Source organism: Embleya scabrispora DSM 41855, assembly GCF_000372745.1.
Lineage (GTDB): Bacteria > Actinomycetota > Actinomycetes > Streptomycetales > Streptomycetaceae > Embleya > Embleya scabrispora.
The window spans coordinates 395532-412586 of the sequence record NZ_KB889675.1; the positions used below are offsets into that span (position 1 = coordinate 395532).

At 72.1% G+C, this 17055-nt stretch carries 11 protein-coding genes and 1 tRNA gene; 1 reads left to right on the forward strand and 11 read right to left on the reverse strand.

Features of this window, described 5'->3' with window-relative positions:
• Positions 1–26 precede the first annotated feature (26 nt).
• The 9 genes from holA to A3IC_RS0127065 form a co-directional block, all read right to left on the reverse strand.
• A complete protein-coding gene (gene holA / locus A3IC_RS0127025) occupies positions 27–1004 on the reverse strand; it encodes a DNA polymerase III subunit delta (RefSeq protein WP_158696114.1) in 978 nt (325 codons plus the stop codon).
• A 237-nt stretch (positions 1005–1241) separates the two neighbouring features.
• Positions 1242–4340: a ComEC/Rec2 family competence protein gene (locus A3IC_RS56785; protein WP_052173803.1), complete on the reverse strand. Its 3099-nt coding sequence runs from the start codon at positions 4338–4340 to the stop codon at positions 1242–1244.
• Positions 4341–4703: 363 nt separating this feature from the next.
• Entirely contained in the window at positions 4704–5381 is a 678-nt protein-coding gene (locus A3IC_RS0127035) for a ComEA family DNA-binding protein (protein WP_020553199.1), read from the reverse strand.
• A gap of 737 nt (positions 5382–6118) precedes the next feature.
• On the reverse strand, positions 6119–6964 hold the full coding sequence (locus A3IC_RS0127040) for a DegV family protein (protein ID WP_026218796.1): 846 nt from the start codon (positions 6962–6964) through the stop codon (positions 6119–6121).
• 255 nt (positions 6965–7219) lie between these two features.
• A complete protein-coding gene (locus tag A3IC_RS56790; RefSeq protein WP_020553201.1) occupies positions 7220–7852 on the reverse strand; it encodes a hypothetical protein in 633 nt (210 codons plus the stop codon).
• A 259-nt stretch (positions 7853–8111) separates the two neighbouring features.
• The gene (leuS, locus tag A3IC_RS0127050; protein ID WP_020553202.1) at positions 8112–11012 is read right to left on the reverse strand and encodes a leucine--tRNA ligase; all 2901 of its coding nucleotides are present in this window, start codon (positions 11010–11012) and stop codon (positions 8112–8114) included.
• A 298-nt stretch (positions 11013–11310) separates the two neighbouring features.
• Positions 11311–11955 carry a lysoplasmalogenase family protein gene (locus tag A3IC_RS62725; protein ID WP_158696115.1) on the reverse strand — a complete coding sequence of 215 codons (645 nt, stop codon included), beginning with the start codon at positions 11953–11955 and terminating at the stop codon, positions 11311–11313.
• A 241-nt stretch (positions 11956–12196) separates the two neighbouring features.
• Positions 12197–13576: a glutamine synthetase family protein gene (locus A3IC_RS0127060; RefSeq protein ID WP_020553204.1), complete on the reverse strand. Its 1380-nt coding sequence runs from the start codon at positions 13574–13576 to the stop codon at positions 12197–12199.
• Positions 13577–13725: 149 nt separating this feature from the next.
• Positions 13726–14706 carry a helix-turn-helix transcriptional regulator gene (locus A3IC_RS0127065; RefSeq protein ID WP_020553205.1) on the reverse strand — a complete coding sequence of 327 codons (981 nt, stop codon included), beginning with the start codon at positions 14704–14706 and terminating at the stop codon, positions 13726–13728.
• Positions 14707–14768: 62 nt separating this feature from the next.
• Here A3IC_RS0127065 and A3IC_RS0127070 point away from each other — a divergent pair, with 62 nt between their 5' ends.
• Positions 14769–15935 carry an epoxide hydrolase family protein gene (locus A3IC_RS0127070; RefSeq protein WP_020553206.1) on the forward strand — a complete coding sequence of 389 codons (1167 nt, stop codon included), beginning with the start codon at positions 14769–14771 and terminating at the stop codon, positions 15933–15935.
• A gap of 214 nt (positions 15936–16149) precedes the next feature.
• Here the strand turns inward: A3IC_RS0127070 and A3IC_RS0127075 are convergent.
• Positions 16150–16222: transfer RNA gene (locus A3IC_RS0127075), tRNA-Ala, on the reverse strand.
• An 11-nt stretch (positions 16223–16233) separates the two neighbouring features.
• Positions 16234–17010 carry a rhomboid-like protein gene (locus tag A3IC_RS0127080; protein WP_020553207.1) on the reverse strand — a complete coding sequence of 259 codons (777 nt, stop codon included), beginning with the start codon at positions 17008–17010 and terminating at the stop codon, positions 16234–16236.
• Positions 17011–17055 lie beyond the last annotated feature (45 nt).

The following is a 17055-nucleotide window of genomic DNA, read 5'->3' on the forward strand; positions in this document are numbered from 1 at the left end:
GGATTGGGCCGTCCGGGGGCTCCGGGTCAGATGTTGCGGACCGTGGAGACCGTCACGACGGCCTTCTCCAGTGCGTAGGCCGGGTCCGTACCGCCGCCCTTGACCGCCGCGTCGGCGTCGGCGACGGCGCACAAGGCCCGCACGATGCCGTCCGGGGTCCAGCCGCGCAGTTGTTGCCGCACCCGGTCCACCTTCCACGGCGGCATGCCCAGGTCGCGGGCCAGGTCGTTGGGCCGGGCATTGCGCGACGCCGCCCCGACCCGGGCGATCTGCCGCACGCTCTGCGCGAGCGCGCTGGTGACCATGACCGGCGCGACGCCGACCGACAGCGCCCAGCGCAACTGCTCCAGCGCCTCTGCGGTACGACCCTCGACGGTCTTGTCGGCGACGGTGAAGCTGGATGCCTCGGCGACCCCGCTGTAGTAGCGCGCGACCACTTCCTCGTCGACCACGCCGTCGGTGTCCGCCATCAACTGGCTGCACGCGGACGCCAATTCGCGCAGGTCGTTGCCGATCGCCTCGACCAGCGCGCGGCAGGCGTCCTCGGTGAGCGAGCGGCCCGCGACCCGGAACTCGGACCGGGCGAACGCGACCCGGTCGCCGACCTTGGTCACCTTGGGACACGTGACCTCTCGCACACCGACCTTGCGGACCGCGTCCAGCAGGTTCTTGCCCTTGGGCCCGCCCAGATGGGCGAGCACGAGCACGATTTCGTCGGCGGGATCGGCGATCAGCTTCTTGACCTCGCCGGCCAGGTCCGCCCCGAGGTCCTGCGCGGACCGGATCACGATGACCTTGCGCTCGCCGAACAACGACGGACTGGCCAACTCGGACAACATCCCCGCCTGCAGCGCGCCCGGTGCGAGGTCGCGCACATCGGCATCGGGGTCCTGCGCCCGCACGGCGCGCACCACCTCGCCGATCGCCCGATCCACCAGCAATTCCTCGGGCCCGACGACAAGCGTCACAGGCGCGAGCGGGTCATCCTGCGTTCTCCTGGCCACCCGAGCAAGCATCCCACGCCCAACAGACACACATCCCACGAGGGACGACGGACGCGGGCGCTGCCGCGTCGATCCACACGACGCCGCTCGGCGGCGGGGGCGGAGTGGCGGCCGGGGCGGCGGCGGTGGCTTGGCGGCGACCGGGATGGCCGGGGGCAGCGGCCGGGGCGGCGGCGGCACGATCCGGGTGGGACCTACGCGATCGGGAGTGTGCAACCGCAGGCCGTGCGCGGCCGGTCACCGTCGATCGGGCAGTGGGTGTGACGCGGGCCGTGCGCCGGGCGGGTGCCGGGCCGGTCGCCGTCCATCGGGGCAGCACCCGCATGGGGCGGCGTGCGACGCAGGCGGTGCGCTATACGCGGCCGGTCGACGCGGGGCGGCCACCGGCGATGTGGATGGGACCCGCGCAACGCGGATGCGGCGCAAGCCGTGCGCTGCGCGCGGGTGGGCGATGGCGAGTGGGCGTCGTCGATCGGGGCGAGATCTGCGGGAGCGATGGCCGGGCGCGGTGCGGGTACCGGCGGGTGGGCGTGGTCGTGCCGGGGCAGGGGCGAGGGCCTGCGCGGCTGCGGGGGTGTACGCGGGTGGGCGGTCGGCGCGGGTGGGGTTGTCGGGGCCACGGGCCACCGCGTTCAGGTGGGTCGCGGTGCCGGTCACCGCGATCGGACCGTCGGTGTCGGTACGCAGGAGGCGGGCGCCGGTGGCCGCGACCAGGGCGCGGGCGGAGGGGGACGGATGGCCGTACGGGTTGCCCTTGCCCACCGATACGAGCGCGAGGCGCGGGCGCAACCCGAGCACGAGGCCGGGGTCCTGGCGAGCCGAGCCGTGATGAGCGACCTTGAGCACATCCACCCGGAGCCCGGCCAGCCGCGCCCGCAACGCCTCCTGCGCCTCGGTCTCGGCATCCCCCGTGAGCAACATCCGAACGCCGTGCCGCTCCGCGAGCATCACGAGACTCGCGTTGTTGGCCACCGACCCACCCACCGCACTCCCCACCGGGAGACTCCCCGTCGCCGCCCACTCCCGTGCATCGCCCCCGCCCCGGGCACTGCCGGTATCGATGTCACCCACCCGGGTGGTCGGGACATCCCGTGGCGAGGTGGTGGCGGTCGGGGTGCCTGCGGGGTGTGGGGCGTTGGGTCGAGTCGGGGTGGGGAGTTCGGGTGGGGGTGCGGGGCGGGGGCGGGTGGTGTTGGGGAGTGGGGTGAGGGTTTGCCAGGTCAGGGCGGCCCGGGTGCGGAGTTCGCCGTCGGTGGGAGTGGACAACGGGATGCCGGCGGCAGCGGCCCAGCGGCGGACCCGGGTGACCTCGGCCATCGGTTCGAGGACCGAGGTGCCCTGGATCAGGCCGACCGCGCGACCGCGCAACGCGCCCGGGAGGCCCTCGACATGATCGGCGTGGAAGTGGCTGAGCAGAATCAGCGGCAGGCGACGGATCCCGAGGTCGCGCAGGCAACGGTCGACCGCGTGCGGGTCGGGACCGGCGTCGACCAGGACACCGGTGCCGGCACCCGCGTTGAGCACGATGGCATCGCCCTGGCCGACGTCGCACATCACCAGGTGCCAGTCCGGGGGCGGCCAGCCGGTCAGCGGGCGGATCACGACCGGCGGGCGCAGCAGGAGCACCACCGCGAGGGTCGCGAGCAACGCGGCGGTCAGGGCGCGCGGCCATCCGGGTCGGGTGGACCGCGGACGGCGGAGTACGCGCAGGGTCGGCACGGCCGCGACGGTGATCGCCGCGAGCGCCACGCCGCCGAAGAGGCCGGTCGGCCAGGTGACGGCCGCGCCGGGCAGCGCGGCGCCGGTGTGAGCCACGGCCACGATCCACCGAATCGGCCAGGAGCCCAGCCACGCCGCAAGCTGCGCGAGTGGCAGGCATACGGGCGCGAGCACGAGGGCGACGAAGCCGAGGATCGTGGCCGGCGCAACCGCGAACTCGGCGAGCAGGTTGCACGGTACGGCCATCAGAGCGACCCGGCCCGCGAAGGTCACCACGAGCGGTCCGCACACGGCCTGCGCGGCCAGTGGCACGGCGACCACGACCGCGGCCCACTTCGGCCAACCTCGGGCGCACAGCCGCGCCGCCCAGTGCGGCGCGAGCAACAGCAGCGCACCCGTGGCCAGGACGGACAACGCGAATCCGTACGAGCGGGCCAGGGTCGGGTCGAACAGCACCAGGCCCAGCACCGCGACGGCCAGCGCGGGAAGGCCGCGCCGGGTCCGGCCGGTGTACAGCGCGACCACGGTGACCAGGCCCATCGCCGCGGCGCGCAGCACGCTCGGTTCGGGCCGGGCCACGACCACGAAGCACGCCACGGCCACCGCGCCCGTGATCGGTAGCGCGCGGCCCCGCAGACCACCGCGGCGAAGTACCAGGAGGACGAAGCCCAGCAGGATCGTGACGTTGGTGCCGCTTACCGCCGTCAGGTGGGTGAGTTCGGTGGTCCGGAAGTCGGCTTCCAGGTCGGCGGGAAGCATGCTGGTATCGCCGACGACCAGCCCCGGAAGCAGGCCGCGGGCGGCGGGCGGCAGGTCCGCGCACGCTGCGCGGAGGCGGGCCCGGAGCCGGCCCGCAAAGCGCTGGTGGGCCGCGGGAGCGCCGATTCGCTGCGGAGCGGATCGCACCAGGAACAGGGCCTGCCCATCTCGGCCCGGAACAAGACGGCCATGGGCGCGGACATGCGTACTCGGCAACAGACCAAGCCAGGAGCCGGCCTCGGGACCGCTGACCAGAACGGTGACGGGGGTACGAACTCGCGTACCGCTCGGGCTGCTTCGGCCGTCGAAGCCGCTCGGACCACCAGGACCGCCCGGGCCGCTCGAACCGCCGATGTCGCTCGTGCCGCCTGGGCTGCGGGGGTTGGGGCGGGTGGAGTGGGGCGGGGTGGCCTTGGTTGATGGGTTGGGGGCGGTGCTCAGGTGGTTGATGCGCGCGGTGAAAATCGTGGGTGGTTGGCCGAGTTCGCTGCCTCGGACGCGGGTGCCCGGGCGTTCCGGGTCGGTGCGTACGGTCAGGTCGACGGTGGCCTCGGTGCGATGGCGGGCCGCGGCGGCGACGGGGCCGGCGTGGTCTGCGGCGGTGCGTAGGCCGGCTACCAGGCCGCCGGCCGCGAGGCAGACGAGGACGACGGCAAGGGTCGCCCGGCGACGGATGGTGGGCACACGTGTGAGTGCGGCGGCGCCGAAGACTGCGCATGCGCTCGTGATCGCGGTGACCCAGAGGGGAACCAGGGGCGCGGCCCATGCCGCCGCCCAGGTCGCGCTCGCGCCGGGAATCAGGCGGGCATCCGCCGGACGCTCGCGCCGGCCGGTGGGAGTCGGACGACTATGGACCATGAGGCGCAGCCGCGTCCTGGCCGGGCCGGGAGCGTTCGCCCCCACACCCCCCGTTGCGTTTCGACACGGCGGGCAGGGCTTCACCGACGCGGACGGGGCCCGGCCGGACCCACATCCCACCATCGGGCCCAGTCGGACATCGCAACGCACCGACGGCGTGTCCCTGGTCCGCGTGCCCTACGGCGGCGGCAGCGCGGTGGTCCACCGGCCGCTCGCCGACGCGCTGCCGGACACAGACGACCTGTCGTCGGTGGCAATCCCTGGCCACGACGTGGGCGTCACCCGGGAGCAACCGCGCTTCGCAGCCGTCGCGGTGCGCTGTCGGGTGGACGGGCGGGCCGCCCGTGCCTGCGAGCGGAACGCTCATACTCGGACCTTTGGTTTCAGGTCGCTGTACTTGCGGTCACCGATGCCGCGGATCTGGCGGAGTTGGTCGATCGTGGCGAAGCGACCGAGTTGGGTGCGCTTTTCGATGATCTGACGGGCCAGGACCGGCCCTACGCCGGGGAGTTGCTCCAGTTGTTCGGCCGTGGCCGTATTGATGTCGACGAGCGCGCCCGGAGCCGTCGGGCCGCCCGTCGGGGTCGGAGCGGCCTGTACGGGGGCGCCCGGGACGCCGACCGGGATCTGTTCGCCGTCGGCCAGTGGGCGGGCCAGGTTCAGCGTGGCCAGATCCGCCGCCGGCAGCGCACCTCCGGCGGCCTGCACCGCGTCCGCCACCCGCGCCCCCGGCGGCAGCACCACCACCCCGGGACGCGCCACCTTCCCGGCCACGTGCACCGTGATCGGCCCGCCCGCGGGCGCCGGCCCGGCAGCCGACGACGACGGAGCCGGCGCGCCGGCCGACATCGCGAAGCCCGACGCCGGAACGCCCGTCACCTGCCCCGCCGGCGCCGCCACGCTCTGCGGACGTGCCCGCCACCATCCGCCCACGGCGAGGGCAACCGCCACCAGCGCGAGCACCGCGACCGCGGCCACCGCGCGCCGATCCACACCCACCCGAAAGCGGGTCGGCAGCCGATCCGCGACCGCCTCGGCCATCCGCCGCGCGGGGTCCGGCCCCCGACGAGGGTCCGACTCGTCCGACCCGAGCAGCGCGGCAACCCGCTCGGCGCCCGACCGCGGCAGCGCCGAGGTCTCCTGACCGGGCGACCGACGACCGTGCGACCCACGACCAGGGGACTCACGACCGGAGGACGAATAGGCAGGGGACGGAGACGAAAAGCCGAGGGGCGAAAAGCCGGGAGACGCGGAGGCGGGAGGCAAATAGCCGGGAGGCAGATCGGCGGAGGACGAGGACGGCGGCGGCGGCGACGGCGACGGCGACGGCGACGGCGACGGCGACGGCGACGGCGGGAACGATGATGGCGACGGGGACCAGGGCGGCGATCCGGACATGCGTCGAAGTTAGGTCGCCCCGCTCACCCGTCCCCGCTCACCGGATCCGCCTGTGCACAACCCGCAGGCTGTGGAAACCGAACCCACCCACGTGGGTGACCCAGCGCCCCGACCCCGACGCCGGCCTCGCCAACTCCACAGGGTGGGGTGAGCGTGGGACTCCGGCTCGGACTGGGGTGAGGTTGGGCGGCAGCGACTGGGTCGAGGCCGGGCCCGGTCGCGGTTGGGCCGCGGCTGAGGTTGGGCCGCGGCTCGAACCGGGGCTCCGTCGGGTTGCGGTTGGGCCGCTGCGGCCGGCGCTCGTGCGGGGTTCAGGTCGAGCCGCTGCAGCTGGGGCCGGCCCGGCCCGGCCCGCCCGCCCGCCCCGGTCCAGGCACCCCTCACCGAGGCGAAACCACCACCGCCAACAGCCCCGGCCCCGCATGCGCCCCGATCACCGCGCCCACCTCGCTCACGTACAGTTCCCCCAGCCCGGTCAACCGCTCCCGCAACCGCCCGGCCAGCGCCTCCGCGCGCTCCGGACTGGCCAGGTGATGCACCGCGACGTCGACCGGCCCGGCCCCCGCCCGCTCCACCGCCAACTCCTCCAGTCGGCTGATCGCGCGCGTCGCCGTGCGGACCTTCTCCAGCGGCCCGATCAACCCGTCGCTCACATGCAACAGCGGCTTGACCGCCAGCGCCGTACCCATGAATGCCGTCGCCGCCCCGATCCGCCCGCCCCGGCGCAGGTATTCCAGCGTGTCCACGTAGAACAGCGCCGACGTGGTCTGCGCGCGCTTCTCCGCCGCGATCGCCGCCTCCTCCAGGGACGCGCCGTCGGCCGCCGCCTCCGCCGCGGCCAGCACGGAGAAGCCCATCCCCATGCCCAGCGTGCGCGAGTCCACCACACGCACCGGCACGTCGGCGTCCCGTGCCGCGAGCAGCGCGGCCTCGTACGTGCCGGAGAGCTCGCCCGAGAGGTGGATCGAGACGATGCTTGTCGCGCCCTTCTCGGCGAGTTCGCGATAGACCTCCGCGAACGTCTCCGGCGCCGGGCGCGACGTGGTCACGACCCGACGCCCGCGCAGCGCGTCGGTGAGTTGGGCCGGCGTGGCCTCGATGCCGTCGTCCAGCGGCCGTCCGCGCAGGACGACCTTGAGCGGGACCACCACGAGGCGGTGCCGCTCCACGAGCTCCTCGGGCAGGTAGGCCGTGGAGTCCGTGACCACGGCGAGATCGGTCGGCATCGTCGGCATGAGCGGGCAACCACCCGGATGTGAGACGACAGGGGGGCGGGGTCGGTGTCTCGACTACCCCGTGTCGGGTCGCTGAGTCGAGGCACCACAATCAGTATTCGGTCACCATGCCACGCCCCGACGCGCGGGTGACGCGCGTCGTGGTGCGGCCGGCGCGTCCCGTCGTCGGGGCCCGCCGCCGGCGGCTGCCGCGTGCCCCGCCCGGTGACGTTCACCCCGTCGGGGCGAACATGGCCGGGCGCGGCACTAGGTCAGCCGCTTGCTCTCGGATCGGCTCTCGTCAGCGTGTGCGCGCAGGGCCGCGGCCTCGCGCTCGACGTCCGTGCCGAGCCGGTCCAACTCGTCTTCGCCCAAGTGACGTTCGCGGTCCTGGACGGCCCACCGCAGCGAGGCCGCAGCGTGCTCGATGCGGTCCGCGCGCTCCTTGAGGCCGGGCAACTCGCGGGTGACCCGGTCCCGATCGGGCTCGCGCTCGACCAGCTTGAGGTCGGTGTCCAGCGCCTTGGCGAACTCGTCCAACCGGCGCAACAGCGCGACCGCGTCGGAGAGCTGCGCGTCGTGCGCGTAGCCCGCCTCCAGCACCCGCCGGGTCTGGTCCAGCGAGCGCCGCACCGACCCGCGCATGCGCGCCGCCTCGGCCGCGCCACCGGTCAGGGTGTACGCCCGGGCCCTCGACGTGGCGTCCTCCACGAGGCCGCGGACCCGAGGGGCGTGCCGGTCGATCCGGCGGCGCACCGCCCTCCGCATCATCGTGATCAGGCCCACCACGACGCCCACGAGCACAAGACACGCGAGCGCACCGGCGCCCAGCACGACGCCGAAGGTCTCGGCGCCATCGGCCAACGAGTCGGTGGTCGCGGGAACGTCGGCGAGGGCCACGAGGCGTCTCCTGCCTGGTCGGGGCCGGAAGGTGTCCCCTCACACTAACGCCGCCGAACGGCTCCGATACCCACGCGGCGGAAAACACCGCGTTCGGGACCGATCGTCACCGACCGGAAACCGTCCGGACACGGGCCGGAAATCGCCCACCGCGCAAGGCCGGCCGCCCTCCGCGCAAGGCCGCCGCCCACCGCGCGAACCCACCGCCCGCGCAGGGTCGGCCGCCCATCCGGCGAGCGGCCGACCCACACCGACCGGCCTACGCCGGAACGATGTTCACCAGCTTCGGCGGCTTGACGATCGTCATCCGCACACCGGCCCCGTCCAGCGCGGCCAGCACCGTCGGATCGGCCAGCGCCAGTGCCTTCAGCTCGTCCTCGCCGATGCTCGGCGGCACCTCCAGGCGAGCCCGCACCTTGCCCTTGATCTGCACGACACACGTGACGGTGTCCTCGACCAGGTAGGCCGGGTCCGCCTGCGGGAACGCCTCGTAGGTGACCGTGTCACCGTGCCCCAGCCGGGACCACAGCTCCTCGGCCACGTGCGGCACCAGCGGCGCGACCATCAGGACCAGCTTCTCGGCGATCTCGCGCGGCACGGCCGGCAGCTTGACCAGCGCGTTGTTCAGCTCGATCGCCTTGGCGATGGCGGTGTTGAAGCGCAGCGCGTCCATGTCCCGCCGCATGCCGTCGATCGCCTTGTGGGTGGCCCGCAGCGTGGCCTCGTCGGCCGGCTCGTCGACCACGGTCGGCGCGCCGGTCCGCTCGTCCACGATGTTGCGCCACAGCCGCTGCAGGAAGCGGTACGAGCCGATCACCGCGCGGGTGTCCCACGGCCGGGAGATCTCCAGCGGGCCCATCGACATCTCGTACAGGCGCAGCGTGTCCGCGCCGTACTCCTCGGCCATCTGGTCGGGCGTCACCGAGTTCTTCAGCGACTTGCCCATCTTCCCGTACTCGCGGCTGACCGCCTGCTCGCCCAGGAAGAACTTCCCGTCCCGCTCCTCGACCTCGCTCGCCTCGACGTAGACACCGCGCTCGTCCTTGTAGGCGAACGCCTGGATGTAGCCCTGGTTGAACAGCTTGTGGAACGGCTCACACGAGGACACGTGGCCCAGGTCGAACAGCACCTTGTGCCAAAAGCGCGAGTACAGCAGGTGCAGCACCGCGTGCTCGACGCCGCCGACGTACAGGTCCACGCCGCCGGTGTGGCCCTCGTGCTTCGGCCCCATCCAGTACTTCTCGACCTCGGGGTCGACCAGCACCTCGCTGTTGGTCGGGTCCAGGTAGCGCAGCTCGTACCAGCACGAACCCGCCCAGTTGGGCATGGTGTTGGTCTCGCGGCGGTACTGCCGGGGCCCGTCGCCCAGGTCCAGCGTGACGTTCACCCAGTCCGCGTTGCGCGACAGCGGCGTCTCGGGCTTGGTGTCCGCGTCGTCCGGGTCGAAGGTGCGCGGGCGGTAGTCGTCGATCTCGGGCAGTTCGACCGGCAGCATCGAGTCCGGCAGCGCGTGCGCGACGCCGTCCTCGTCGAACACGATCGGGAACGGCTCGCCCCAGTAACGCTGGCGGGAGAACAGCCAGTCGCGCAGCTTGAAGTTGATCGTGCCCTCGCCGATGCCGCGTTCGGCCAGCCACTCGGTGATCGCCTTCTTGGCGTCGACCACACCCAGGCCGTCCAGCACGATGCCCTCGCCGGAGCTGTTCACCAGCTTCGCGTCGTAGGACACGAACGCGTCGGCCCAGTCGGTGGTGTCGCCGATCGAGCGGTCGTCGGTGGGCTGCACCACGCAGCGGATCGGCAGTTCGAAGGCACGCGCGAACTCGAAGTCGCGGTGGTCGTGCGCGGGCACCGCCATGATCGCGCCGGTGCCGTAGCCCATCAGCACGTAGTCGGCGACGAAGACCGGCACCCGCTCGCCGTTGACCGGGTTGGTCGCGTAGGCGCCGGTGAAGACGCCGGTCTTGTCCTTGCCCTCGCTCTGCCGCTCGACGTCGCTCTTGGACCCGGCGAATCGGCGGTACGCCGCGACCGCCTCGGCCGGTGTGGCCGCGCCGCCCGTCCACACCGCCGGAATGCCCTCCGGCCAGGCGTCCGCGACGATGGCGTCGACCAGTTCGTGCTCGGGCGCCAGCACCATGTAGGTGGCGCCGAACAGCGTGTCGGGCCGGGTGGTGAACACCTCGATCGGCGCGGCGTCGGTGGCGAAGGAGACCTTGGCGCCCTCGGATCGGCCGATCCAGTTGCGCTGCATGATCTTGATCGGCTCGGGCCAGTCCAGCTTGTCCAGGTCGCCCAGCAGGCGGTCGGAGTACGCGGTGATCCGCATCATCCACTGCCGCAGGTTCGCCTTGAACACGGGGAAGTTGCCGCGCTCGCTGCGGCCGTCGGCGGTGACCTCCTCGTTGGCCAGCACGGTGCCCAGGCCCGGCGCCCAGTTGACCGGGGCCTGCGATACGTACGCCAGGCGGTACTCGTCCAGCACGGCCGAGCGCTCGGTGCCGGTCAGGTCGGCCCACGCGCGCCCGTCCGGAGTGGCCCGGTCGCCCTTCTCGAACTGCTCGACCAGTTCGGTGATCGGGCGGGCGCGACCGATGCCGCCGTCCGCGCCGGGTGCCTCGGGGTCGTACCAGGAGTTGAAGATCTGCAGGAAGATCCACTGCGTCCAGCGGTAGTACGCCGGGTCGGTGGTGGCCACCGACCGGCGCTGGTCGTGGCCCAGGCCCAGCCGACGCAGTTGGCGGCGCATGTTGGCGATGTTCGCCTCGGTGGTCACCCGCGGATGCGTGCCGGTCTGGACCGCGTACTGCTCGGCGGGCAGGCCGAACGCGTCGTAGCCCAGGGTGTGCAGCACGTTGTGGCCGGTCATGCGCTTGAACCGGGCGTATACGTCGGTCGCGATGAAGCCCAGCGGGTGTCCGACATGCAGACCCACACCCGAGGGGTAGGGGAACATGTCCATCACCATCATCTTGGGCCGCCCGGCGACCTTGTCCGGCTCGGCCAGCGGACCGGCCGGGTTCGGCGCCTCGAACGTGCCGTCGGTCTCCCAACGGTCCTGCCACCGCGCCTCGATGTCGCCGGCCAGGACGGCGTTGTAGCGGTAGGGCTCGGTCGGGGCATCGGTGTTGCCGGCAGGACCCTGCGTCATCTCGGTCATCGTCCTCAACCATCGGGGTGTGGGCAGCCTTCGGCTGCTTCCGGTTTCGTCGCTTGCGCGAAGCGACCGTTTCTGGAAACGAAAAGACCCCTCGCTCAGGAGGGGTCGCCGCGCCGAGTCGGGTGGGAGCGGTCCTCCACCCGGCCTGCTCAGCGCGGCCCGGTAAGCAGCAGTACGGCACGCATGGCCTCAGGTTACCGCAGGCGGGTCGAGGTTACTTCAATACGGTCGCGGCTCGGGGGCGGTCTCCCGGGCGGCGCGAGTCTCACGGTCCGGCAACGCCCCGGGGCCGCGACCGTCACAGTCCCGGGGCGGGCCCGGTGGACAGCGACAACACCAGCAGGATCTGGGCGAGGTGGTAGGCGACCGCGATCAGCACCGGCGCGTACGGCGTCGGGGCGCGGAACCGGTTCCAGCCGACCAGGGTGTCGGAGTAGTAGAACAGGAACGCGCCGGCCACCGCGCTAGGTCGACCGGTGGCCGCCGCGGCGACCACCATCAGCGAGACCACGCCGACGTAGAGCAGCACCATGCCGATGTAGGTGGGCGCGCTCTCGCGCGCGCCGGTGACCAGGCGCACCGCGTAGGCACCCGCCGCGAACAACACGACCACGATGCCGGCGGCGGCCCACAACCAGGACCACCCCATGCGTTGGAAGCCCGCGACGTAGCCGATGTGGGCGAGCAGCGAGGCGGCGACCGCACCGGCGAACCAGCGCGGGGCGAGCACGTCGCGCAGCAGCGACAGCGCGAGCGCGACGCTGAACAGCGCGCGCAGTGCCCCGTCGATGTCGTCGAACGACCAGACGACGACCACGAGGGCACAGATCACCGCGGGTTTCAGGAGCCGATCGAGCGGGAGACGTTCCCGGGCGACGGCCACCCAGTCGGCGACCGCGAGCAGGCTCGCGAGCACCAGCACGAGTACTGCGGTGAGGGTCACGTCCGGCGACACTACTGGCCGGAAACCGGACCATTCGCCCACTCGTTCGACCCGTCACGCAACCGTGACGGGAAAGACCTCAATCGTGATCACCCGGGGCCGTCGGAACCGATCCGCGCCCGCTCACGAGTCCGGCAGCGACCGAACACCGCACCCGCCCGAAGCCGGCCGGCCGGCCGTGGCTCGCGGCGGTCGGTATCGGTCGGCCGGTTGCTTGGTCGGCCGGTCGGTCGGTCGACCCTCACATGCGCTCGAAGCCACGGAACAGTTCCCAGTCGGTGACCGCCGCGTCGTAGGCGGCGAGTTCGACCCGGGCGGCATTGGCGTAGTGCTCGACGACCTCGGTCCCGAACACCTCGAGCGCGAGCTTGCTCTTCTCCCACAGCGCCAGCGCCTCGCGCAGCGACGTGGGCACGTGTTGTCCGTTCGAGGCGTACGCGTTGCCCGCGTACGGCTCGGCCGGCTCCAGCCAGTGGTCCATGCCGTACAGACCGGCGCCGATCATCGCGGCCACCGCGAGATAGGGGTTCACGTCGCCGCCGGGGACCCGGTTCTCCACCCGCAGACTCGCGTCGTGGCCGACCATGCGCAGCGCGCAGGTCCGGTTGTCGATCCCCCATTCGACCGCGGTCGGGGCGAAGGTGCCGGACTGGTAGCGCTTGTAGGAGTTGATGTTGGGCGCGTACAGGAGGGTGAACTCGCGCAGCGCGACGAGTTGCCCGGCCAGGAACTGGCTGCCGAGCCGGGACAGTCCGTGCGCGCCGGACCCGGCGAGGAGCGGCCGGCCGTCCGCCTCCTCGCGCAGCGACAGGTGGATGTGGCACGAGTTGCCCTCGCGCGCGTTGGGCTTGGCCATGAAGGTCAGGCTCATCCCCTCCTGCGCGGCGATCTCCTTGGCCCCGGTCTTGTAGACGCTGTGGTTGTCGCACGTACGCAACGCCTCGTCGTAGCGAAACGCGATCTCGTGCTGGCCGAGGTTGCACTCGCCCTTCGCGGATTCCACGTACATCCCGGCGTCGGCCATCTCGTTGCGGATCCGGCGCAGCAGCGGCTCGATCCGGCCGGTGCCCAGGATCGAGTAGTCGACGTTGTAGAGGTTGGCCGGGGTCAGATCGCGGTAGGCGCGGTGCCATGCCTCCTCGTAGGTGTCCCGGTAGACGCAGAACTCCAGCTCGGTGCCGACCATCGCGGTCCAGCCGCGCTCGGCGAGCCGCTCGGTCTGCGCCTTGAGGATCTGTCGCGGCGAGGCGGCCACCGGGCGTTCGTCGCCCCATTTCAGGTCCGCCTGGACCAGCGCCGCACCCGGATTCCACGGCAGCAACCGCAGCGTGCGCAGGTCGGCGTGCAGCACGAAGTCGCCGTAGCCGCGGTCCCACGAACTCATGTCGAAGCCGTCGACGGTGTTCAGATCGACGTCCACGGCGAGCAGGTAGTCGCACGCCTCGGTGTGGTGCTCCAGCACCTCCTCCAGGAAGAACCGGGCCGACAACCGCTTGCCCTGCAACCGCCCCTGCATGTCGGTGAACGCGACCACGACGGTATCCACCTCGCGCGCCCGCACCAGTTCCCGCAACCGCTTCACTTCGAGCACGATCCACGCCTCCCCGTCGATTCCGGCCATCCAAGCGCACATGGCCCTCCCAGCGGGGGATTTCCCCCCGTTGGGCCGGCCACGGGCGCGTACGTGGCGACGGCGATCGAGCGGGTGCGGCTCGAATTGCTCGTGCCGTTCGCGATCGGCATCGATCCGGCCTCGTTGCTGCGCCGAGGTCAGGGGCTCCGCGGCTCGGCAGGCCGTGTCGAGCGGCTGTATCGGGCGGCCAACATGCGTAGGTGGGCCACCAGTTCCGGGGGGTCGGTGACGTCGAAGTCGTGGCCGAGCATGCCCAGGTGCACGGCCAGGGTGTCGAGGGAGTCGGCGCCGGTGTCCAGCACGCAGGTGCCGGCGTCGATCGGCTCGACCGTGCCCACGGCCGGGTTGATCCGGTCCAGGACCTCGGCGGCGGGCGCGTGTACGACGACCCGGGCGCGGTGTCGCCAGGCGGCCGCGGAGACCTTGCCGGACACGTAGGTCGCCGCGTCGCCGTCCGGGTCCTCGCGCGGCGCGAACCTGGGGCCGGTCGGGGTGCGCGGGGTGATCCGGTCGACCCGGAAGGTGCGCCAGTCGTCGCGGTCCACGTCCCATGCCACCAGATACCAGCGGCGGCCCCAGTTGACCACGCGCTGCGGCTCGACGGTGCGCCGCGTGGCCGCGCCCGCGTGGTCGAGGTAGTCCAGCCGCAGCCGCTCGCGGTCCCGGCAGGCCGCGACCAGGACGGTGAGCACGTCGGTGTCCACCTTCGCGCTCGGTCCGTCCGCCGGCACCGGCACCGCGTACCGCTGCAATGTGCGCACCCGTCGGCGCAGCCGCGCCGGCAGCACCTGTTCCAGCTTGGCCAGTGCCTGTATCGAGGTCTCCTCCATGCCCGCCATCGCGCCTCGGGCAATCGTGTTCAGGCCGATGGTGACCGCGACCGCCTCGTCGTCGGTCAGCAGCAGCGGCGGCATCGCGGCGCCGGCGGCCAGCCGATAGCCGCCGGTGGAGCCGCGCGTGGCATCGACCGGATAGCCGAGCTCGCGCAGCCGCTCGACGTCCTTGCGGATCGTGCGTCCGGTCACGCTCAGGCGTTCGGCGAGTTCCGAGCCGGGCCACTCGCGCGGTGTCTGGAGCAGGGACAGCAGGCGCAACAAGCGCGCGGAGGTTTCCAACATGTTCGCAGCCTGACGCCTCAATGGGAACGTAGTGTTCCTATTGGGATCCTAGTCTTCTTCTCATGGAGAACAGCAGCAACACCGCAGCCGAGACCGTCGCCGACACCGCGATCCGCCCCTTCCGGGTCGAGATTTCGCAGGCCGATGTCGACGACCTGCGCGGCCGCCTGGCCCGCACCCGATGGGCCGTCGATGTCCCGGGCGTGGCCGGCTGGACGCGCGGGGTGCCCGCGGACTACCTGCGGGGCCTGGCCGACTACTGGGCGAACGGCTTCGACTGGCGCAAGGCGGAGGATCGACTGAACGAATTCCCGCAGTTCGTCACCGAGGTCGACGGCCAGGACATCCACTTCGCGCACGTGCGTTCGGCCCGTGCGGACGCTCCCGCACTGTTGTTGATCCACGACTGGCCGGGCTCGTTCGTGCAGTTCGTCGACGTGATCGAGCCGCTGTCGCGTGACTTCCACGTCGTGGTCACCGACACCCCGGGGGTCGGCTTCTCCGGCCCCCTGTCCGGCCCCGGGTGGACCACCGGCCGGATCGCGGGCGCGTTCACCGAGCTGATGGCGCGGCTGGGCTATGCGCGCTACGGCGTACAGGGCAACGGCGGCGGCGCGTGGATCGCGGCGGAGATGGGTCGGATCGCGCCGGGGAACGTCATCGGGATCCACGTCAACGGCCTGGTCACCTTCCCGTCCGAGGACCCGGCCGACTTCGTCGGGTTGACCGAGGGCGAGCAGGGCAGGCTCGCCCGCCTCCAGGAGTTCCGGGACGACAAAATGGGCTTCAACGCGATCCAGTCGACCCGGCCGCAGACGCTCGCCTACGGTCTGCACGACTCCCCGGTCGGTCAGCTCGCGTGGATCGTGGAGAAGTTCAAGGAGTGGACGGACACCGCGAGCGAGTTGCCCGAGGACGCGGTGGATCGGGACACCCTGCTCACCAACATCAGCCTGTACTGGTTCACCGGCACGGCCGGCTCCTCCGCCAACCTCTACTACGAGATGGCGCACGACCAGGGCGCGTGGGCACCCAAGGAGCGCGGCACGGTGCCGATGGCGGTGGCCGTCGCGCTCCCGCAGGACGTCGCGATCCGGCGGTTCGCGGAACGCGACCACAACGTGGTGCGCTGGACCGAGTTCGAGCGCGGTGGCAACTTCCTGTCGCTGGAACAGCCGGAGCTGCTGATCGGCGATGTCCGGGAGTTCTTCGCGGGTCTGGACCGGTAGGGCACAGCGCGCGGGGTTGGACCGGGATGGCAGCGCGCGGGGTTGGACCGGTGGAGCAGCGCGCGAATTCGGGCGACAGCGCGCCGCCGAGCGGCCCCGGGGGCGACCGGGCCGCCGTGGGCGCGTGGTCCGGCCGCTTGCGAATTTGTGCGTGTTGGGCGGCTCGAAACGACCGAAGGCCGCTTCCGGGTGGAAGCGGCCTTCGGGATTGCGGTGGAGCTACGGAGAATTGAACTCCGGACCTCTTGCATGCCATGCAAGCGCTCTACCAACTGAGCTACAGCCCCGCGGGAATACGTCACAAGTCTACCGGGTCGCCCGCAGTGCTCACGACCAAGGGGGGCCGCAGCGGCGGGGGCGTACGCAGCGGCCCGACCGTGCGCAGCAGCACCGCGGCGGTGAGGCCGCACAGCGCCGCGAACAGGTGCCCGAAGTCCCAGATGCCGTGGTCCACGATCACCGGCAGGCCGACCGAGACGAACATCACCGCAGCGCCCGCGAGTCGGATCCAACCGGACATGATCAGCACCGCCGCGGCGCACGAGCCGACCTCTACGTAGCTCACCCCGACGTCCGTCGCGAACGCGATCTTGTCCGGGAGGCGGCCCGCCTCGATCGCGCCCTTCTCCACCGCGGCGGTCAGCAGCGACCCGAACACGTGCCCGCTCGCACCGATCAGCAACATCCTGGGCGACCCGTAGCGGCGTTCCGCCCAGGCCACCACGGTGCCGAACACGACCACGTAGCCGGCCAGTCCCGAACCGTGGTCGGCGACCCAGAACGCGCTGGTGAGCAGCGCCTCCAGCGGATCGTCGCCGAGTCGGAGCAGGTTGGTGCTGTTCAACTTGGTGAGCAGGTCGATCAGCCGGGGCGGCGACGTGCGTTGCACGACCGTGGACGCGGTGAAGATGGCGATGTAGGTGAAGGTCATCGGCGCGGACAACACCCACACGTGCAGCTGGGCGGTCCACGGGCTCAACACACGCACGCAGCGCCGGGCCCAGGCCCAGCGGCGGGCGAGGCCACGCAGGACGTACCACGCGACGGCGAGGCCCAGGCCGAGTCCGACAGTCACCGGGGGCGGGTGCCCGCGGGGGGTGGGGGGCAATCTTGTGTGGGG

Excerpts from the sequence above, each read along its gene's own strand:
- A3IC_RS56785 (WP_052173803.1), bottom strand. The coding sequence starts at position 4,340 with ATGGTCCATAGTCGTCCGACTCCCACCGGCCGGCGCGAGCGTCCGGCG.
- A3IC_RS0127035 (WP_020553199.1), bottom strand. The coding sequence starts at position 5,381 with ATGGCCGAGGCGGTCGCGGATCGGCTGCCGACCCGCTTTCGGGTGGGT.
- A3IC_RS0127040 (WP_026218796.1), bottom strand. The coding sequence starts at position 6,964 with ATGCCGACCGATCTCGCCGTGGTCACGGACTCCACGGCCTACCTGCCC.
- leuS (WP_020553202.1), bottom strand. The coding sequence starts at position 11,012 with ATGACCGAGATGACGCAGGGTCCTGCCGGCAACACCGATGCCCCGACC.
- A3IC_RS0127060 (WP_020553204.1), bottom strand. The coding sequence starts at position 13,576 with ATGGCCGGAATCGACGGGGAGGCGTGGATCGTGCTCGAAGTGAAGCGG.
- A3IC_RS0127065 (WP_020553205.1), bottom strand. The coding sequence starts at position 14,706 with ATGTTGGAAACCTCCGCGCGCTTGTTGCGCCTGCTGTCCCTGCTCCAG.
- A3IC_RS0127070 (WP_020553206.1), top strand. The coding sequence starts at position 14,769 with ATGGAGAACAGCAGCAACACCGCAGCCGAGACCGTCGCCGACACCGCG.